Origin of the sequence: Methylobacterium radiodurans (genome assembly GCF_003173735.1) — a bacterium.
GTDB classification, from domain to species: Bacteria; Pseudomonadota; Alphaproteobacteria; order Rhizobiales; family Beijerinckiaceae; genus Methylobacterium; species Methylobacterium radiodurans.
Genome location: NZ_CP029551.1, coordinates 98,299 through 118,547, shown reverse-complemented (window position 1 = coordinate 118,547; position 20,249 = coordinate 98,299). Strand labels below are relative to the sequence as shown.

At 70.4% G+C, this 20,249-nt stretch carries 11 protein-coding genes and 1 pseudogene; 5 read left to right on the top strand and 7 right to left on the bottom strand.

The window, feature by feature from the left end:
* Positions 1 to 7: 7 nt before the first annotated feature.
* Genes DK427_RS00495 through bcsN form a run of 4 tightly spaced genes read left to right on the top strand, consistent with a single transcriptional unit; the run spans position 8 to position 6,868 of the window.
* Positions 8 to 2,611: a cellulose biosynthesis cyclic di-GMP-binding regulatory protein BcsB gene (locus DK427_RS00495; RefSeq protein ID WP_109949550.1), complete on the top strand. Its 2,604-nt coding sequence runs from the start codon at positions 8 to 10 to the stop codon at positions 2,609 to 2,611.
* Positions 2,608 to 3,807, top strand: a complete 1,200-nt coding sequence (locus tag DK427_RS00490; protein WP_425452517.1) for a family 8 glycosyl hydrolase — start codon at positions 2,608 to 2,610, stop codon at positions 3,805 to 3,807. Before DK427_RS00495 ends, DK427_RS00490 begins: the two co-directional genes overlap by 4 nt.
* A complete protein-coding gene (locus DK427_RS00485; RefSeq protein WP_109949549.1) occupies positions 3,792 to 5,852 on the top strand; it encodes a hypothetical protein in 2,061 nt (686 codons plus the stop codon). The genes DK427_RS00490 and DK427_RS00485 overlap by 16 nt, the downstream gene beginning before the upstream one ends.
* Positions 5,849 to 6,868: a cellulose biosynthesis protein BcsN gene (bcsN, locus tag DK427_RS00480; protein WP_245930733.1), complete on the top strand. Its 1,020-nt coding sequence runs from the start codon at positions 5,849 to 5,851 to the stop codon at positions 6,866 to 6,868. Before DK427_RS00485 ends, bcsN begins: the two co-directional genes overlap by 4 nt.
* A gap of 433 nt (positions 6,869 to 7,301) precedes the next feature.
* Here the strand turns inward: bcsN and DK427_RS00475 are convergent, their stop codons facing one another.
* The 7 genes and pseudogenes from DK427_RS00475 to DK427_RS00450 form a co-directional block, all read right to left on the bottom strand.
* Positions 7,302 to 9,893 carry a TonB-dependent receptor gene (locus tag DK427_RS00475; protein ID WP_245930732.1) on the bottom strand — a complete coding sequence of 864 codons (2,592 nt, stop codon included), beginning with the start codon at positions 9,891 to 9,893 and terminating at the stop codon, positions 7,302 to 7,304.
* 109 nt (positions 9,894 to 10,002) lie between these two features.
* On the bottom strand, positions 10,003 to 10,947 hold the full coding sequence (locus DK427_RS00470; RefSeq protein WP_204165241.1) for a FecR family protein: 945 nt from the start codon (positions 10,945 to 10,947) through the stop codon (positions 10,003 to 10,005).
* A gap of 165 nt (positions 10,948 to 11,112) precedes the next feature.
* Positions 11,113 to 11,622: an RNA polymerase sigma factor gene (locus DK427_RS00465; RefSeq protein ID WP_109949546.1), complete on the bottom strand. Its 510-nt coding sequence runs from the start codon at positions 11,620 to 11,622 to the stop codon at positions 11,113 to 11,115.
* Between the two features lie 1,256 nt (positions 11,623 to 12,878).
* Positions 12,879 to 13,607, bottom strand: a complete 729-nt coding sequence (locus DK427_RS00460; protein ID WP_109949545.1) for an SDR family NAD(P)-dependent oxidoreductase — start codon at positions 13,605 to 13,607, stop codon at positions 12,879 to 12,881.
* The gene (locus DK427_RS26865) at positions 13,604 to 14,239 is read right to left on the bottom strand and encodes a DUF938 domain-containing protein (RefSeq protein WP_245931124.1); all 636 of its coding nucleotides are present in this window, start codon (positions 14,237 to 14,239) and stop codon (positions 13,604 to 13,606) included. The genes DK427_RS00460 and DK427_RS26865 overlap by 4 nt, the downstream gene beginning before the upstream one ends.
* A gap of 105 nt (positions 14,240 to 14,344) precedes the next feature.
* Positions 14,345 to 15,595: pseudogene (locus tag DK427_RS26860) on the bottom strand (AAA family ATPase); the annotation flags it as partial.
* A 690-nt stretch (positions 15,596 to 16,285) separates the two neighbouring features.
* Positions 16,286 to 16,627 carry a hypothetical protein gene (locus DK427_RS00450; RefSeq protein ID WP_109949543.1) on the bottom strand — a complete coding sequence of 114 codons (342 nt, stop codon included), beginning with the start codon at positions 16,625 to 16,627 and terminating at the stop codon, positions 16,286 to 16,288.
* A 676-nt stretch (positions 16,628 to 17,303) separates the two neighbouring features.
* On the opposite strand from DK427_RS00450, the gene DK427_RS00445 reads away from it, so the two are divergent.
* Positions 17,304 to 20,246 carry a DEAD/DEAH box helicase gene (locus DK427_RS00445; protein WP_109949542.1) on the top strand — a complete coding sequence of 981 codons (2,943 nt, stop codon included), beginning with the start codon at positions 17,304 to 17,306 and terminating at the stop codon, positions 20,244 to 20,246.
* Positions 20,247 to 20,249: the final 3 nt, after the last annotated feature.

Genomic DNA, 20,249 nt, shown 5'->3' with positions numbered 1-20,249 from the left:
GGGTGCGATGAGGATCCGCGCCCCATCCAGGAACGGCCGCAGCGCGGTCGGGGCTCTTGCCCGCGCAGCGGTCGTGATCGCCGGGCTGACCGCCGCCTGGCCCGCCGCGTGGCTCACCGGCGGCCCAGCCGCGGCCCAGAGCTTCCTCGGGGCCGGCCCGGCCGAGCGCCTGACGGTCCCGCCGTCCGGCGACGCGCTTCGTCCGTCCCCGCCGCCCGCCGCGCCGGGCCGGCCGGCCGCGCCCGAGGCGGAGCGCCGGATCTCCGCGCAGGCGGCCATCGCACCCGCCCGGCGCTTCCCCGCGGGAACGCGGGGCTACCGCTTGGCGGGGGAGGAGGCGACGCTGGCGTTTCCGGTCTACCTCACCGAGGCCCAGGCCCGCGGGAGCGCGCGGCTGCGCGTCTCCTACATCTCGTCGATCTCGGTCGCGCCGGAATCCTCGGAACTCGTCGGCAGCGTGAACGGCCAGAAGGTCGGCTGGACCCGCATCCAGGCGCCGGGTGCCGTGAAGGTCGTGGAGTTCGCGATCCCCGAGGGCCTGCTGAAGGCGGGCTACAACGCGGTCACCCTGGGGGCGAGCCAGCGCCACCGGGTCGATTGCTCGATCGAGGCCACCTACGAGCTCTGGACCCAGATCGATCCCTCCCGCTCCGGCCTGGTCGTGCCGCCCGCGGGCGATCTCGACCTGAAGACGCTGGCGGCGCTGGAGCCCGACGAGAGCGGCGCGCTGCCCGTGGGCGTCATCCTCACCGAGAAGCCGGGCCTGGAGCGCCTGGAGCGGATGATCGGCGCCGTTCAGGCGGTGGCTCTTGTCGGGCGGCTCGCGCGGCCCGCCGTGACGTTCGGCGCCCCGCTCAACGGACGTACGGGCGTGAACCTGCTCGTCGGCACCGCCGCCGAGATCCGCGGCTACGAGGGGCTCGACGAGATCGGGCCGATCACCGGGCCGCGCCTCGCCCTGCTGCCGCAGCGGGGGAGCCGGGCGCCCGTCCTCGTCGTCACCGGCCCAGGCGCGGCCGACGTGCGCCAGGCCATCGCGACGCTCGCCGCGCCGGGCAATTCCGGCGAGGGGCCGGCCGGGACGCCGGCCGGGGCGGACCTCACCGTCTCGACCCGCGGCTTTCCCATCCGCGGCGGCGAGAACCTGACGCTCGAGCGGCTCGGGGTCGCGACCCGCGAGTTCAACGGCCGGCAGCTCCGGGTCGTCTTCGAGGTGCGCTTCCCGGCCGATTTCGTCCCGGCGGATTACGGCAAGGTGATGCTGCATCTGGCGGGCGGCTACGCGGCGGGGCTGGAGCCGAGCGCGCAGATCGTCGTGGACATCAACGGCCGCAACGCCGCGAGCGTGGCGCTGCCCTACAGCCGCGGCGAGGTCTTCGACGACAGCGCCCTCCCGCTCCCCCTGAGCCTGTGGCGGCCCGGCCTGAACCGGGTCGAGATCAGCGCCCAGCTGCCGACGCTCGCGGATCGCGCCTGCGACACGCTGGCGCCCGCGATGAAACGGGCCCGCTTCCTCTTCCTCGACCGGACGCGGCTCGTCGTCCCGGCGCTCGCCCGGGCGGTGCGCCAGCCGGATCTCGCTGCCGTGAAGGCCGGTGCCGTGCCCTTCCTGGCGCCGGGCGCGCGCCCGCGCCTCGTCCTGCCGACGCCCGACCGCGACTCGGCGGACGCCGCGGCGACGCTGGCGGCGCGGCTCGCCATCGCGGCGGGCCGCGTCATCGACTTCGAGGTCGCCACCGACGAGCGGGCGGGCGGCGGCGCGAGCCTCGTCGTCGCCCCGGTGCGGGCGCTCAACCCGGTGACGCTCCAGGCGGTCGGGCTGGACCCGGATCAGGTCCGGCGGATCTGGGAGGGGCGGGCCGAGACCGTGGCGACGCCCGGTCCCTTCGGGGCCGAGGGCGTGCTGACCCTCGACCGGCTGCGCCGCAACCTGCCGATGCGCTGCGCCCTGCCGCCCTCCGCCACGCCGCTGCGGATGGCCTCGGCGGCGCAGACCTCCGCGCCCGCCGCGCCACCCGCCCCTGTTCCGGCCCCAGCCCCAGCCCTCGGAACGGGCGTCGCGCCGGCCGCCTCCAGCGAGGAGGAACTGATCGCCCGCTGGGACGAGACCGTGCGCGGCACGAGCGCGCTGCCGGCCGTGCTGGTCGGCGCCTGGGAGGGCCTCGTCCGCCGCCTCGGGCAGGCGCGCGAGACGGTCTCCGGCCTGGTCGAGGGGCCGCCGCCCGATTCGGTGCCGCTCAACCCGCGCGCCTCGCTGATCATGGCCGAGGGCGGTACGCAGCTGGACGAGACCACGGTGCTGGTGACCGCCCCGAACCCGTCGATGCTCAAGGCCTCCGTCTCCTGCCTGGTCGATCCCGTGGTCTGGACCCGCCTCGTCGGTCAGGCCGCCTTCCTGGACGCCTCGGACGGCACCCTCAGCCTCGTCGAGCCCAAAGGCGTCGGACTGATCGAGACGCAGCCGCGCAGCCTCGCGAATCTCCGCCTGGTCTCGGCCGCGTGGCTCTCGCTCAATCCCGGGATCTATGTCGGCATGACGCTGCTCATGGCGCTCTGCCTCGGCCTCGCCACGACCGCCCTAGTGCGCCAGCTCGGCCGGAGGAACGCGTGAGCCTCCCGAGACCCTTCGCCGGATGCCGCGCGGGCCGCCGAGCCCGCGCCCTGCTCGCGGCGCTTCTCGTCGCACACCCGCTCGCGGGCGTTCCCGCGCGAGCCCAGCAGAGCGAGGCCGTCATCGTGCCGCCCGCCACCGCCGTGCCCGGTGCACCCCAGCCCGAGGCCCAGAACCGCCCCGCCTCCGGGCCGGTGCTCGCTGGCAGCCTCGGCGACGATCCCGGCTGGCGCGCCTACCGCGCCCGCTTCGTGACCGAGCGCGGCCGCATCGTGGACACCGCCAACGGCCTAATCAGCCACAGCGAGGGGCAGGGCTACGGTCTGCTCCTCGCCGTGGCCGCCAACGATCGTGCCGCCTTCGAGCGGATCTGGGGCTGGACCCGCGCCAACCTGATGGTGCGCACCGACGAGCTCATCGCCTGGCGCTGGGCCCCCGACCAGCGCCCGGCCGTCTCCGACATGAACAACGCCACCGACGGCGACATCCTCGTCGCCTGGGCGCTCACCGAGGCGGCGGAGGCCTGGGGCGAGCCGTCCTACCGCACGGCTGCGCGCCGCATCGCCGTCGAGTTCGGCCGCAAGACCATCCTGTTCAAGGACCAGCACGGGCCGCTGCTGCTGCCAGCGGTCACAGGCTTCTCGGCCCGCGAGCGCGCGGACGGGCCGCTCGTGAACCTGTCCTACTGGGTCTTTCCGGCCTTCCAGCGTCTCGCGATCGTCGCGCCCGAGTACGACTGGGCCGCGCTGGTCCGCAGCGGCGTCGAGATCCTGCGCGCCGCGCGCTTCGGCCCGGCGAGCCTGCCCACCGAGTGGGTCTCGGCCAAGGACGAGGCCCTGCGCCCGGCCGACGGTTTCCCGCCCCTGTTCTCCTACAACGCGATCCGCGTCCCCCTCTACCTCGCCTGGGGCGGCATCGGCCGGCCGGAGGACTACGCGCCGTTCCAGGCGCTCTGGGGCGGGATCGAGCGCGAGCGCCTGCCGATCGTCGACACGCGGGACGGCCGGCCGGTGGAGTGGCTGAGCGAGCCGGGCTACACGGCGCTGCCGGCCCTCGTCGCCTGCGCGCGTGACGGCACGCCCTTCCCCGAGGGTCTGCGGACGGTGCAGGACAACCAGAACTACTATCCGACGACCCTCCACCTGCTCGCGCTGATCGCGGCCCGGATGCGCTACCCGTCATGCCTCAGATCGTGACCTTGCGGGCCGGCCTCGCCCTCGCCCTCGTGCTCGCCGGGGCGCTCCCGGTCGTCGCCCAGGGCGGGCCGTCCACTGGCGCCCAGACCAGTCCCGCCGGAAGCCCGGCGGGCGGCGAGGCGGCCCCGCGCGTCGTCTACGGCGACGGCACCCGCGCGCCCGCCATCGTGGTCGATCCCGAGACCTCGACGACCCCCGGCATGGTCGACGAGAGCGCGCTTCGCTACTACGCCTCCCAGAAGCAGACCGCCCGCATGCGGGCGGAGATCGCCCGGCTGAAGCGGCTCTACCCGGGCTGGAGCGAGCCCGCCGACCTCGACAGCCTCCAACCGAGCCCGCCCGAGGAGGCCCCGCTCTGGGACCTCTTCACCGCCGGGCGCTTCCAGGACCTGCGCGCCGCGATCAGCGCCCGCCGCTCGGTCGATCCGGCCTGGCAGCCCTCCGAGGAACTGGCGCGCAAGCTCCGCCGGGCCGAGTTCCGCAGCAGCGTCCGAGCCGCGGCCCGGACGCCCGAGGAGGTGGTGGCCCTCTACCGCGCCGACCCCGCCGCGCTCGACCCCGCCGATGTCGAGAGCATCTGGACGATCGCCGACGCGCTGGCTGCCACCGGCGCCGCCGAGGACGCGTTCAACCTCTACAAGTCCGTGCTCGACGGCAGCGGGGACGCGGGGGCGCGCCTCGCCACGATCCAGAAGGCGATGGCCCACCTCAAGATGGATCAGGCCGAGCGCCTGATCGCCATGGGGCGCCAAGATCCCGGGCGCCAAGATCCGGGCCGTCCGGATGCTGAGGGCGGCTCCGAGTTCGACGCGATCCGCCTCGACATCACGCGCGCGCGCATCGCCGCCTTCCTGCACGACGAGCCGGCCCAGACGCCGACGCTGCCGGACCTCACCGCCTTCCAGGTCTACGCCCGCAAGAGCGGTGATCCGAGCCAGACCGGGCTGCTCGGCTGGTACGCCTACAAGCGGCGCCAGTTCCGCGAGGCGCTGGAATGGTTCAAGCTGGCGATCGCGCGCGGCGGCGACGCCATGGTGGCGCACGGCCTCGCCCACACTCTGCGCGAGCTGAACATGATGCGCGAGGCCGAGGAGGTCGCCTACGCGTGGCGCGACCGCTTCGTCGGCAACGAGCTGCTATTCATCGACATCCTTGAGCGGAAGCTGACGCTCGCCAACCCGCCCTTCATCGAGCCCGCCCGGATCGAGCGTTACGCGCGGGTGGTGAACGCGACGGCCTCCGGCGAGGGCGCGCAGGGGCTGGCGTGGTACGCCTACAATTCCTGCCAGTTCGACGCGGCGTTGGAATGGTTTCAGCGCGCTGCCGCCTGGTTGCCGGGCGAGAGCACGGTGTTCGGCTACGCGCTCACCCTGCAGCGGCTGAAGCGCCAGCGGCCCTACCTTGAAGTGGTCAACCGCTACGACGGGCTGTTCCCGAAGGTGGTCGACATGCTGTTCCGCGAGGAGCCGGGCGGACCGCCGCTGCCGTGCGCGAGCTTGCCGGCGCCCGCGCCGGGCGGCCGCACCGCGGCGCGGGCCGAGTCGCGCGCCGAGTCGCCGCGGCCGGAAGCCCAGCGGTCGGACCCCCAGAGGCCCGACCCCCAGACTCCCTACGGCCGCGTGCCCCGCCCGGACGCGGGTGGCCGGGCCGAGGCGGTGCCGCCGGCCGTCCAGCGCAACGAGTTCCCGCTCGCCGTGCCGCTCGACAACCCGCTGCGCTACCCGCCGAGCTCGCTGCAGCGCGCGCTCGCGGAGGCGCCCGCGCCCGGCACCTACGCGCGCGAGCCCGCGGTGCAGAGCCCGCCCCTGGTGGCGCGGCGCGTGCCGGGCGCGGGGGCGATGCCCTACGAGCGCTACGGCTACACCCTGCTGCCCGGCTACAACGGCCTCGACAAGCCCGCGACCCTCGGCCCGCCGCCGCAGGGCACGCTCTGGCAGGAGCAGCAGGCCGAGCGCGGCCGCTCCACCGCGGAGGGCGATCGCTTCTCGGTGCCGGGCCGCGCCACCTCCGAGCCCTCGGCCGCGAACGACAAGGGCTATCCGTGAGACCAGGCCTGCGCGCTCTCGTCCTACCGGTCGTCCTCGCCCTCTCGGCGGCCCGGCCCGCGGCGGCGCAGCCCGCGCCGGCCCTGCGCCTGCCGGGGGCCGGGCCGGTCGAGGCGGTGATCGAGACGCGCCTGCGCGACGGCTTCGACCAGCGCATCCGCTACGCGGGCGGCGACGGGCGCAACCACGCCGAGATCGCGCTGCGCAACGAGACCGGCGACCTCCTGCTCGCCTTCCCGCCCCGGCTCGCCAAGCCCAGCCAGTTCGGCATCGAGGGCGAGATCGCGGTGCGGTTTCCCGGGCAGGTTCTGCGGGTGCAGACCGTGCCGCGCCGGAACGCCTACGGCCCGGTCGGCCTCGCCCTCGGGACCGACTGCCTCTACGCGTGGCAGTGGTTCGAGCGGCCGGCCAACGGGACTCAGGTGGCTGGCGGCGGCCTGTTCGGCCCCCTGTCCGCCGCGGCGACGGGACGGCGTGCCCTCTCGCTGCGGATCCGGCTCTGCCGCACGGCCGAGGCCAGCCTCGCCGACCTCGTCGTCGCCGTCGAGCGCATGACCATCGCGCTGCCCGGCACCGCAGGCCTCGCCGGCCCAGGCCCGGCCGCCCGGCCGCCGGCCGCCGTCCGGCGCGCGCGTCCGAAACCCGCCGCCCCGCGAGCGGCCCGTCCCGCTCCGTCGGAACCCGAGGCCCGTCCGCGGCCCGAGCCGCGACAGGCCTCGCCCGCTCCGCCACCCACGGCCCGGCAGCAGCCCCCGCCGCTCGTGCCGCCGCCGCCGCAGGCGACGCCGGGCGATGCCGGCCGCCGCTATCTCGCCCCGACGGCGCCGGAGACCCCGGTGCCGACCGCCCAGCCCGCGCCCGCGCCAGCCGCGCCCGGCGCGCAGCGCTACATCACCGAACCGCCGCGCTCGCCCGAGATGCCGAGCCCCGCGCCCGGGCGCGGCACGGGCGAGAGCCTGTCGCGCGACCTTCCCTCGGAGGCCTACCGTCCGCCCCCGGAGCGCGGGGGACGCTGAGCCGACGGGAGGCGACACGCTGGGTTCACCCATCCCACTGCGGAGAGGCAGAGCGGGACGGCACTCGCGGGTCCGCTTCCAAGGGGTATGCGGTCCGGTGCGGTCTGCCCTGGGAATGCCGCCTTCCCCACCCGGCTGGGCCTTCGGCTGAAGCGGCCCGAAGGTCTGCAAAGGGTGGATTTCGTTGAAAGGCTCGGCTGTTGCGGCGGCATTTCCGAAGTGACTGACTGCCGTTGTGAGGCGGGGATCGACGCAGATGATGGGATCTTGGCACGTCGAACAGGGCGCTCTGTTCTACGCGTGCTCGCTCGTGATCCACGTCCCCGCCGACCCCAGCCCACCACGAGCCCGGACCAGGCGTGCAGCCACGCCATCGATAGTCGGAAGCCGGGGCGCGTGGATCAGACCGGCCCCCACAGGCAGGATGGCTTCTCTAGAAATCGAGTTGGGCGGAGAGGATGAACGTCCGCGGCGCACCGACGGCGAGATAGCCGCGGGCGGCCGAGGCCCAGTAGGAATCGTCGAGCAGGTTCTGGACGGTGGCGCGGATCACCACGGGCTTTCCGTTGGCGCCCTCGAACGTGTAGCGCAGTCCGGCATCGAAGCGCGTCCAGTCCGGGACCGACTGCGTGTTGGCTTGGTTGTAGAACATGCGGCTCGTGTAGATCGCCCGGCCGGTCAGCGTCAGGCCCGGCGCCAGCCACGGCGGCAAATCGACCTCACCGTAGAGGTTGATCGCGGTGTCGGGCACGCCGGGCGCGGTGTTGCCGTCGAACTGGCGGTTGGCGGTGTTGACCAGCGTCGCGTCGATGAAGGTCACGCCGCCCAGCAGCCGCACGCCGGGTGTCGGCTCGCCGAACACGTTGAGCTCGAGCCCGCGGTTGCGCTGGAGCCCGCTCAGGGTGAAACGGTTCGTCGCGTTGTCGGTGAAGGCGTTCGGCTGCTCGATCTCGAACAGCGAGGCCGTGACCGCGACGGTCCCGAAATCGTACTTGGCGCCGACCTCCTTCTGTCTGCTCACCACGGGCGCGAAGACCTCGCTGGCGTTGACCACCGTGGCCGGCGCGCTCGGGCCCGCGTCGAGGGACTCGATGTAGTTGCCGTAGAAGGCGAGGTTCTCGGTGGGCCGGACCACCAGTGCGTAGGCGGGGCTGAAACGGCTCTCCTTGTAGCTCGTGGCCAGGGTGCCCTGGGTCGGGCCCGGACGCGTGGCGTAGCTCTGCAGGTCGATTTCCTGGAAACGTCCGCCGAGCGTCAACAGGAAGCGGTCGTTGCCGAGTGACAGGGTGTCGGCGATGGCCACGCTGCGGGCGTAGAGCTCGGTGAAGAGGGGCTGCCGCTCGGAGCGGGGGAAGTTGATCGTCGGAACCGAGCCGAACGGCAGGGAGATCGGGTCGTAGATGTTGACCGGGTATGTCGGCAGGGCGAACGGCACGAAGCCGCGCGAGTAGTTCTTGTTGACGGCCTCGCTCGCCGCGACGTTGAACTGGTGCCCGACGAAGCCCGTGTGGAAGCGCGAGCGCAGGCCCACCTCGCCGCTGAAGCCCTCCAGTTCAAGGGGTTGGATCGCGAGGGAGTTGGACGCCAGCCCGGTGACGCTGGTAACCCGGTAGTTCGAGGTCAGGAAGTCCTCGTTGTAGCGGCTGAGGCCGCCCGCGGCGTAGACCGTGGTCTCGGGCAGGAGGTCATACTCTATCCGTCCCGCCGCCATGTTGTAGCGGCTGTCGTTGTACTCGAACGGGCTTGCCGTGTTGCGCCGGGCGTTGGGCGCTCGAGGGACCGGAATGTTCGGCGCGACCGCGTTGAACAGCGAGGTCGGCGCCGTGACGTTCTGGGTGGAGTGGTTCAGGTCGACCGAGGCGCGGAAACGCTCGCCGCGGTAGTCGAGGCCGAGGGCGGCGACGCCTACCTCGATCGCGTTCTTGTCGAGCGGCGTGTTGCCGGTGCGGTAGGCGCCGTTGAAGCGCACGCCCCACTCGTTGAAGGTGCCGAAGCGGCGACCGATATCGGCATGCGTCCAGATCTGGGCATCGCTGATGAAGGTCGTCGTGAACCGCGTGAGCGGCTCATCGAAGGCGCGCTTCGGGATCAGGTTGATGGTGCCGCCGACGCGGCCGGTGCCGCCGCTGAGAAGTGCGGTGGGCCCGAGCAGGATCTCGACGCGCTCCAGTCCCTCGGTGAAGGTGCGGCGCGGATTGGCGAGGTAGAACAGTCCGTCGAAGGCCGTGTCGAGGTTCGTGACCGAGAAGCCTCGGATGAAGTAGGAATCGCGCTCGCTGAAGGGCGGCGCGTCGTTGCGCACCGACGGGTTGTTCAGCACGACGTCGGAGAGCGAGCGAGCCTGCTGGTCGTTGATCAGCTTCTCGGTATAGCCCGTCACGTTGAAGGGCGTGCGCAGGATCGAGCGATTGCCCAGGAAGCCGATGCGCGTTCCCGTGCCCACCTGTCCGCCCGCGTAGGGCACGGGCGGTTGGCCCACGGTCCCGCTCGCTGGCGGGAGGCCTGCGAGCGCGTCCTGGCCTGCCCGTCGACCCTCGACGCTCAGTTCCTCGAGAGTTACCGCATGACCGGTATCCTCCCCGAGCTGGACGTAGCGCGGGTTCACGAGGGTGATCGTGGACGGGCCGACCGCCTTGTAGGTCAGGCCGGTGCCTTCGAGAATCTTGCCCAGCGCCTCGAGGGGGCGGAACGCGCCCTCGACTCCCCGCGTCGTCAGCCGCTCCGTCAGCGCGGTCGCGTAGACGAGTTTCACCCGGGCCTGGGCGGTAAAGGCAACAAGCGCCTCCTCGAGCGGGCCTTGCGGGATAGACAGCCGGACCTGTGCCGCGTCCCGAGGCGCCTCGGGCTCCGACGCGAGCGCGATGATGTTCGGTTGGCGCACCGCGCCCGCCGTGGTGCGGTCCGCGCCCTGGCTCTGGGCAGCGGCTGGAACCATCGCCAGCACCGAGACACCGGCCAGGGCAAGGTTTGCCCGTCGCTCGCCGCCGCCATACCCCCGCATCCGCACCGCCATCCGACGCCCCATCTGTCCGCTCGAGAGGCCGGCCCGCTTCGCGCGCTCTCGTCCCTCACTGATTGAGATCAACGAGGCGGCGATGTCCTGACGTCGAAGCGTGAGATTTTTTCGTGACCGCTCAGGGCGGTGATCCGACCAGGGTGAGGAAGGGAGTCAGACGGGTGACGCGCACCCCCATCGTCGCGGCGATCGCGTTCAAGGCATCGTCCGTGTTGTGCGGGTCAAAGGCCCCCGTGACACGCCGCTCGCCCGCGGCGGGATCGAGCAGGACGATCCGGCCGCGACGATAGCGCCCCAACTCGGCCAGAACCGCGGACAGACGCTCGCCCGCGAAGACGATACGCCCCTCCCGCCAGGCCGTGGTCCGACCCACATCCGCCTTGACGACCGACAGGGAGCTCCCCGTCGCGAGCTGAGCGGCCTCGCCCGCCGAGACCTGTACCTGCCGGCCGGACGCCGTGACCTCGACGCGCCCTTCGGCCACGTCCACAGGCCTCTCCACCCCGTCGACGCGCACGGAGAAGCGCGTGCCCAGTGCCCGCGCGCGCAGCCCGTTCCCGTACACCACGAACGGGCGCCGCGGGTCGGGCGCGACCTCGAAGAAGGCCTCGCCGCGCAGGATCTCGACCTCGCGCCCGGACTCGGTGAAGCGGAGGGCGAGGGCCGTGTCGGTGTTCAGGTCGATGCGGCTGCCATCCGCCAGGGTCGCGTGCGTGATCTCGCCGACGCCGCTCCAGAGATCGGCCCGCGCCCGATCGACGAGGCCGAACTGGTAGGCGAGAGCGGCGCCCGACAGGGCCAAAGCCGCGAGGCCGGCGAGTCCCTTCGGGAGCCGGCGACGCTGGCGCGGGTCGGGAACGTGGCCGAGCTTGCGCCAAAGCGCATCCATCTCGGCGTAGGCAGCTCCGTGGCTCGGATCGGCGGAGCGCCAGACCTCAAAGGCCTGCCGGTCGCTCGACGTCGCATCCGGCGATGAGAGACGTGCGACCCAGCCCGCGGAGGCCTCGTAGACCGGATCCTCGCAGTCTTCTCCCGACGCGCCGGATGTATCGCTCGCGCCCACAAGCGCCTCCCTCAAGGTCGCACAGGGCTCGGCTGCGAGCTTCTATCCCGCCGCGCACTCCTGCGCCGAGCCGGCTTTCGCCCCGGTGAGGAGCGTGCCGCGCCGCCAGCCTGTGTGGTCTCGTGAACTGGGATCATCGAGACGCCGAACTCCTGACGTCGTGCCTCACGAACAGTCGCCGAACCGGCGGCGGCAGTGCAGAAGTGCTTTGATGAGGTGCTTCTCGACCATGTTCCGGCTGATGCCGAGCCGGGACGCGACCTGCCCGTTCGCGAGTCCGTCGATACGGGCGAGCAGAAACACCTCCCGGCAGCGAGGCGGCAGTTCATCAACAGCCGCCGCGAGGCGCCGCAGCTCCTGCCTCGCGATGACTTGGCGTTCCGGCAGGGCGTAGCCGTCCACGATGCCCGCCAGATCCGCGTCGTTCAGGTCCTTGAATAACGTCCCCTCGAACCGCTGCCGATTCCGCATCCGCAGGGCGACATTGTGGGCGATCTGGAACAGGAAGGCCGGCGGCTGTTCCACCTGCGTGCGCGAGAGCGCCGCCAGCATGCGCAGGTAGGTTTCCTGATGAGCGTCGGCCGCGTCGGTCGGATTGCCGAGCATGCGCAGCAGGAATCGCCGGAGCTTGACGCTCTCGCTCCGATGGAGCGCATCGATCGATATCGGCTGCATGACGCCGGCTCCACTCACCTCCAGAACAACGCGTGGCCGATCAATCACTTCACCAGGATTCGATCAAGTTGCCGTAGAGGTCAAATGGAAGGCAGCACATGCGAATTTTTCTAAAATCAATCCGCCAATTCAGACCAAGTCGTTGCGTCGCGATTGAAATCTCTGCAGCGGAGATCAGAGCGCAGCAGCGGGTACATTCGTCGACTGCTCGGCGCGCCGCTGTGGTGTGGCGGTCCAGCCACACCGCAAGGCTCGAAGCGATCCTCTTCGATGGGGGCGGCGCCGCACTGTAGGTGGAGCACCTTTCGGCTCCACATCCTTGATCGACCCGTTCGCCGGTAGCGGCCCATTGATTTGCGCCCGCATCCTTTGGCTCATGGTCCATCTCCCGCAGCGGAGCAGCGGACTCGGCCCCGTCCCGCCGGGCCCGGGGCTGCTCAGCGTTCTGAATGGGCGGTTCTTCACCGGCATGCCGCCGGACGGCGGGTGGGTCGACGCCGACATCACCCCTGCCCGCGACCGAGGCCGCGCGAGAGCGCAGGTTCTCCGGCTTTCGGCGCACGCGCAGGGTCGTACCGCGGATCGAACCGGCGGCCCTCAAGCCCGGATTGCCACCGGACGCGCCACTGGCCCGATCCTAGCGACCGCAAGACGACGCCGCTGGCGCCTTCTTCGAGCAAGGGCGAGTCCGGGATCGTGTCCGCCCACGGGGTCTTCCAGCAGGCGATTGAGGACGCGCTCGCGCAAGCCGGCAATGAGCCACACGTCCAGCTCATGGCGCAGGACACGACAGCGTGTTGCGGCCTCGCGGCCGAGGGGCTCGCAATCGTCGATCCGGTGTCGGCCCGCAATCTGTTCGGCTTGGCCTTCGTGTTGCGGCCGTGCCGGCCTCGCGCTCCGATCGAGGCTGGGCTGATCCGTGCCGCTGGGCGATCGTCGAGGTGCCTGACGGAACGCCCGGTCGGCTATCTCGCAGCCGAGTGCGGCGTCCTTTCGCCCGGACGGTGTCAAACGAGGGGAGCCGTCCCAAGTCTGTGAACCACTCACCGATCCCGGGCGGCAGAACTGAATACGGCTTGTCGACGCCACTGGTAAAACGCTGCGGAATGTCTGAAATGGCTGGAATGGGTCCGAAGCCGCAGGTCCGGTTTCCGGCCGAGACCTGAGGCTCCTTGGCGGCACATGTCGGAAGCGAGCCCGGCTCCAGGCGATCTTAGGGCGTCGCCCAAGTGCATCCGTTCGAGCCGAGACCCCGCTCAGGCGGGGATCAGCGAGCCGTCCCAGGCGAAGACGCCGCCTGTGTCGTCCGCGCCGAGGCCATTCAGCACGCGCAGGAGGTGCGCCGCGCTCTCCTCGGGTGAGAAGACGCCGTCGGCTGTCGGGTCCGGCCGGAAGGGCCGCGACAGGCCGGAGGCGACCGTGCCCGGATGCAGGCCCACGACGATCGCCTCCGGTCGCGTGCGGGCAACCTCGATCGCGAGCGTTCGCAGAATCTGGTTCAGCGCCGACTTCGAGGCGCGGTAGGCGTACCAGCCGCCGAGTCGGTTGTCGCCGATCGACCCGACCCGCGCCGACAAGGCCGCGAACACGCATCGCTCCCGTCGCGCCAGCAGGGGCACGAAATGCTTGGCGACGAGCGCAGGGCCGATCGTGTTGACCGAGAAGATGGTGGCCATCGCGGTGGGATCGAGCGCCCTGACCGTCTTCTCGGGCGAGACGCCTGTCCGGTGAAGAAGGCCGGTGGCGACGATGACCAAGCCGACCGGTCCGGCTTCGCCGACCCTGGCCGCCGCCGCCGCAACCGTCGCCTCGTCGCTCAGGTCGATCGGAAGGGGCCGGACACCCTGTGGGACCGGCGATTCCGAGCGGGAGAGCGCGAAGATCGGCGCGTGGGCCGCTGTCTCGGCGAGCGCGCGGATCAAGGCACCGCCTATGCCGCCGGACGCACCGACGATGACCGCGCTGGTCGGGCGCGAGGCGGTCAAGGCGTAGACTCCCCGCCAACGGCGGAGCCTCGGCGGCCTCGGTGAAAGATCAGACTGAGGTTGTTGGCGGGCATTGCGACACGCTCGGCCAGATGCAGATCGTGCGCTCGGCCGGCGGCCGCGACCGCCTCGATATCGCGGAGTCCCCAGGAGGCATTCCTCGCGCGCAGGCGGTCGTCGAACGCGGCGTTGCTCGGTGCGGTGTGCCCGCCATCCTCCCGAAAAGGACCGTAGAGGTAGAGCATACCGCCCTCCGGGAGCGTCGCTTCGGCGCCAGCCATCAGCCCGATGGTCGCCTCCCAGGGGGCGATGTGAATCATATTGATCGCGACAATCGCGTCCGCCCGCGTCACCGGCCACGGCCGATGGGTCGCGTCGATCGCCAGCGGCGGCCGGATGTTCGCCAGCCCGGCGGCGCGGGCATGGGCGACGATACTGCGACGGGCCGCTTCATCCGGATCACTGGGCTGCCAGACGAGCGCGGGTAGCGCACGAGCGAAGTGAGCGGCGTGTTCGCCCGACCCGCTCGCGATCTCGAGGACGAGGCCGCTGGGCGGGAGAACGCGCTTGAGGAGTTCGGCGATCGGGGCGGCGTTGCGAGCCGCCGCCGGCGAGAACAGGGCATCGGTCATCGGGCTCCCCTTTGTAAGGGCAGCCACCTTCCGGAATGCCGGATCGACCCGCAATAGGTCGAGGGCGTGGTCTGGATCGCCGCGATAAAGCAGGGACGTTCCCAGGCCGTAGGACGCGTGCTTACTCGCAACGAGGCGCGTGGCATGCGCGAGGTCAGAACCCAGGCCGCCGGCGGAGCCCGTCGTGACGCCGCCCCATCGTTCGTCGGCGGCCCTGGCGGCCAGAATGGAGACGACCATGGCGTCCAAGCTGGCGGCATCCATCGACGACGCGTTCTCGAAATGGACGATGGTCCGCCCGGAGAACGAACCCTTCTCGATCAGGGAGACCATCACGACTTCGCCAAGACGCAGCAAGAGGTGACTAACGGCGTGCCCAGCCTCGTGCCTCGCGACCGCGAGAAGCTGAACCGGCGAGCGCGTCTCAGGCGGAGCGACCTGCTCTACGAGATCCGCGAGGACCATGCCGCGGCCAGCGGCCCTGGCCTGCATCCTGGCACTGCGCGCCCATCCGGCGACATCGGCGCCGGTGGCCCCGGTGCCGATAGAGGCCAGCGGCATCAGGTCTTCGCCTGCCAAGTCGCCACCCAGGTGCTGGCGGAGGATGCCGGCGATGGCGGGCACGTCCGGACGCTCGATGTGCACGATCCGGTTCAGCCGACCAGGGCGCACTAAGGCCTCGTCGAGCCGGTTCGGGAAGTTGGTCGCCCCGATGACGATCAGCCGTGAGCTCGGACCGGAGGTAGCTGACGAGAGTGCCAGCAAAACGTGAGCGACCGCGGGCCCCCAAAAGTCTCTATTTCGGTTATCGCAGGTCGCACGGTTCGGGATCTGGTCGATCTCATCTAGCAACAGGACGCAGGGACTACAGGCGATGGCTTGGTCAAACACCGCATCTACTGCCTTGCAGATATCGTGGAGGTAGCCGCCCGTAGAAGCGAACCACGAGGAGACAGATGTTGTGATTAGCGGGATGCCCGCAGACTTAGCTAAACTCCTTGCGAAGCTAGTCTTTCCTACACCTGGATCGCCAGACAATACAATATTACGATCCTCGACGGTACTCCAATCCCGCTCACCGCGCTGGTATTCCCGCACGGCCTCGACCAACTGTAGACCCCATGACTGGGCGTCCCCATAGCCCAGGCAATCTTCAAGCAACGGGACGGCATCGAGGTTCTGGTCGACGCCGCCCAACTTCAACGCAGACGCTTCCTTGAGCCTGCGGACGCACGCGGCCGCGGTGCTTCCCTTCCGGATGCAGGAGGCAAGCTCGGTCAGGGAAAGCCCGTGCCCGAGCCCCGGCGGCACCTTCCGGGGCCGGGTGCCAGTCACGAGGTCGATCACGAGGGCCATGACCGCGCGGTTCGGGGCACCCAATTCGACGCGGATGTCCGCCGACGTCAGAAGAGCGGAGGGAAGATAACGCTCCGGTGCCGTTGATACCCCCAGAACCGAACGGCCCGAACTGAGGCGGTCGCAGACCTTGTCGTTGCCAATATCGGGCTTGTCGCCGCTGCGGCTTCCGCCGACCCTCCGAAAAATCTCCGACCACGAATGCACGCGGGCAAGCGACCGCCCGACGTGCTCCATCCAGTCCGAGGCCGGCACCTTCACGACCATCGCGAGCCCCTGCTGCCGCATGAGGCGGCGGCGCTCTGGCGCGGCCAGGGCGTCGAGCAGCATCGCCGTCGCGAGGATGGTGCCGACGGAGGCGGTCGCCAGGAGGTCTCCCGGCTTGCCGAATGCGTCCCCTTCGGCGTCAGGAACCTCCGGAAGACCGTGATCGAAGTCAATTTCCTCGACCCGGCAGGCGGACCGGCGGGCGTGATCGAGCAGTGAGGAGGGGGTCTTCTTAGTGCTGGTCATGGCAGCCTCCGTCACGAGGCCGCCGTGCGCGTCCGTGCGCGTCGGTCAGGCCCCGGGGGGTGTCTCGGATCGGGTGAGGCAGGGCATGGCCGGCGGCTTCGGAAAGCGGCCGGCGGTGCGCGATATCCATTTCGTGCGGGCGGGCATGGTGCTCCTTAGGTGTCGGGTTTGGCCGGGTCAGTCGCGCTCGCCGGGGTCCCAGCCGTCGAAATCGACCCTACGGGCGGTCGCCGAGACCTTGATGCCGGGGCCTGCTGACGCGGTCCGCTCCCGCAGGCGTCGGGCCTGCAACTCGGACTCCTCCATGGCGGCCCTGCCAAGAGCGACGAGGACGGCAGCGACGATGCGGGCAAAGGCCGTCTCGCCATACGTGGATTGGCAGCCACTCAGTCGCCGGAAGATCTCCCCCACCTGGCGGGCTGGGTCCTCGGTGTCCGGCGGAGGCGCGGCGAAGGACTGGGAAGGCGTGCGGACTGAAGCGGTTCGGGCGTCGACGCGGTCGGTAGTGACGTCGGACATGTGGCCTCTCTCGGGGCCGCCGGACGTCGTGCGTCGGTCAGGCCCCCTGCTGGGCGGATCGGGAAAGCCAGGGTCGGCCGTGGGCCGAGGCTTTCCGTATGAGGCGCAGGGAATGGGACACGCTGGTCTCGCTATGGGACGATTGAACGCCCAGGTATGAAACAAACTGGCAACCGACGCCGATGGCGTCAAGCGTTACAGACGAACTCAGCAATTTATGAGCCTGTGCCTGTGGATCCCTTTCGAGAGTGGTGAGCCGCATTCGGCGGTCTGGATGTCGAAGTACGGTCTCGCCGGCAGGCGACTTCGTGAGGTCGTCGCCAAACGACCACTCTCCATTGTCTGCCGACGAAGCAAGAGCCCTGGACTTCGAAGCTGACTCCTTCCGACCGGAACCTCCGCTCCGCCTTCTGTCGCGCTCAAGGCCCGCGGCGGATGCCCTGGGCGGTCCAGCAACACCTTCTCAGGAAAGCCTTCACCGGCGGCTTCGGTCGTTTCTGCCAAGTTGCAAAGCGTCGACGAATCCGGTGGCAATCGCTACGAGTTCACGTGAGTGTTACGCGTAAGGGGGAAGCGCTTGAACCAGCCACGGACACGTCGGATCGCGATCCCGGGCCGAGCGGCGAATGCCTCTTCGACCACCGCTTCCATTTCCAGACCATAGGCTACGCCCTTCATGTCGCGAGGTTCACTCGTCGCCGGCGCCCGCATCCGCGTCCGCGATGCCGAGTGGGTGGTCGCCCACGTCGACCAAAACCCGGTCTCTGGTGCGCTCGTCCATGCGACCGGGCTGTCCGGCCTCGTCCGGGATAAGGAAGCCATCTTCGTCGAGGACGTCGAGCGCAGGCGGGGAAAAGGCATCGAGGTCGTCGACCCGGCCGAGGTGACCCTCGTCGCCGACGGCTCCCCCGCCTACACCGATACCTTCCTTCACCTTGAGGCTGCCCTTCGCAAATCCGCGCCGACCGGCGCCGCCATCCAGGTCGCCGGCAAGGCGGCCATCGACGACCTCGATTTCCAGCTCGATCCTGTGCGGCTCGCCCTGGGCGCCCCGCGGGCGCGCATCCTGATCGGCGACGACGTTGGCTTGGGCAAGACGTTGGAGGCCGGTCTGCTCGCGTCCGAGCTCATCCTTCGACGCCGGGCCAAGCGCATCCTCGTCGTCGCCACCAAGGCGATGCTCACCCAGTTCCAGCAGGAGTTCTGGACGCGGTTCTCCATCCCGCTGGTGCGCATCGACAGCGCCCGCATTCGGCAGATCCGGACCCGCATCCCCCTCAACCACAACCCCTTCGATCAATTCGACAAGGCCATCGTCTCAGTCGATACGCTGAAGAACGACCACCAGTACCGCACGGCCCTGGAGACGGCTTGGTGGGACCTCATCGTCATCGACGAGGCCCACAACGTCGCCGAGCGCCGCGGGGCCGGCGGCGTCAGCCAGCGAAACCAGTTGGCGGAGCGGCTGGCGTCACGCTCCGACGCCTTGGTGCTGCTCTCGGCCACGCCTCATGATGGGTCCCGGCGCAGCTTCGCCAGCTTGATGCGCATGCTGGACCCGACGTCCATCGCGGACCCCGACAACTACGGACCCGACGACATCAAGGGCCTATTCGTCCGGCGCTTCCGTACGACCCCAGCGGTCAAGGCCGCCATCAAGAGCAAGGTGAAGGACCGCGCCACCACGCGCCTCGCCTTCCCGACCTCGCCGGCCGAGGAGGCGGCCTACGAGGCACTGGCGCGGCTCACGCTGGCAGAGGACGAGGGCGCACGCAACGAGGGTCAGCGGCTGTTCAAGACGCTGCTTGAGAAGGCCCTGTTCTCCAGCCCGGCGGCCTGCGCGGAGACAGTCCGCAAGCGCCTCAAGACCCTGGAAGCGGACGCGTCACCTGCGGGGACGGCGGATCGTACGGCCCTGAGTGACCTGCTGGCGGCGGTCGATGCCATCGACGCGGACGCCTTCTCGAAATACGGGCGATTCCTGCGCCTGCTGAAGGAGATCAAGTGGTCGGCGCGCCGGAAGGATGACCGCATCGTCGTCTTCTCGGAGCGGATCGCGACCATCGAGTGGCTCGCCGAGCACCTTCGTCGCGACCTGGACCTATCGGAAGAGCAGGTGCGCACGCTGCACGCCTCCGGCACCGACGCGGACATCCGGGCCCAGGAGCTGGTTCGCGACTTCGGGCTTGAGAAGTCGCCGGTCCGCATCCTCCTCGCGTCCGACATGGCCTCGGAGGGGCTGAACCTCCACTACCTTTCGCACAAGCTGGTGCACTTCGACCTGCCGTGGGCGCTGCTCACCTTCCAGCAGCGTAATGGCCGCATCGACCGCTACGGGCAGGAGCGGCAGCCGCACATCTGGTACCTCGTCGCGGAGCCGGCCGAGCCCAAGGTCCGGGGCGACCTGCGGGTGCTGGAGCGGCTCGTCGAGAAGGACGAGGCGGCTCAGGACAACATTCGCGACCCGTCAGCCTTCCTCGGCACCAACGACGAGAAGGAGCAAGAGGACGTGGTCGCCGCCGCCATCGAGAGCGGCATCACGGCCGAGGCGTTCTCGGCCCAGATGGACGCGAGAGCGGCTGCGATGGCGGACGCCGATGCCGAAGACCCCTACGCTTCGCTGGAAGCCTTCTTCGGCCTCGCCGAGGCCGAGGCGACGCCGAAGGCACCCGAAACCGGCAGCCAAGGCGGTCGGCCATCCATGTTCCCGGACACGTTCGCCTTCGCAGTCGCCGCCTTCCGGCGGATGGAGGCGATGGGTAAGGCAGCCAACTGCGAGGTCGACGAGCGCGACCGTGTCCTCAGCCTACCCATCCCGGACGACTTCCGCGAACGGTCCGACTTCGGGGGACGCGCCACCCGCGCGATCAACGCTCGCTTCATGCCTCCGGACGCGGAGGCACAGGACCAGATGCTGCGGCTTACCGACAACCGGTCCCTGCTGAACGACCGGATCAAGGCGTCTCGGCAGGGGGCGGGCGGTGGCTGGCCGGATCTCCAGTACCTCTGGGACGTGCATCCGGCGGTCGACTGGCTCGCCGACAAGGTTGGTGGGGTGTTCGGGCGGCGCTCGGCGCCCGTGGGGCGGCTCGTCGGTCGGATGGCCAGGAACGAGGCTGCGTTCGTGTTCAACGGGGTCGTCCCGAACCTGAAGGGTCAGCCCCTCGTCGACGAGTGGCCCGTGGTCCTGTTCCGGGACGGGGCCTTCGCCAGCGTCGAGCCCGTCCGAGACTTCATCGAGCGCATCAACCTGGGCGTAGGCGACATCCCGAACGTGGGCGCAACGGAGGTCGACGACCTCCAGGCCCAGGTGGCGGGGGCGGTGCAGCGGGCGCAGGACTTCGTCCACGGGGCCCGCAAGCGGTACCAGGGCGAGATGGACACCGAGGTGCTGGAGCTGGCCGAGCGGCATGACGCGCTTCGGGCCCGCCACGCCAAGGTCCTCCAGCTTCGTTTCGAGGGCATGGAGCCCACGGCCCCGCAACGGAAGCGGAAGGCCGAGCAGGAAGCCCGGCTGCAAAAGACGTTCGAGGGCTGGTGGGAGTGGGTGAAGCAGACGCGCGAAACGCCCAACAACCCGGACCCTTACGTGCGCCTCGTCGCGGTCTTCAGGGGATAGGAC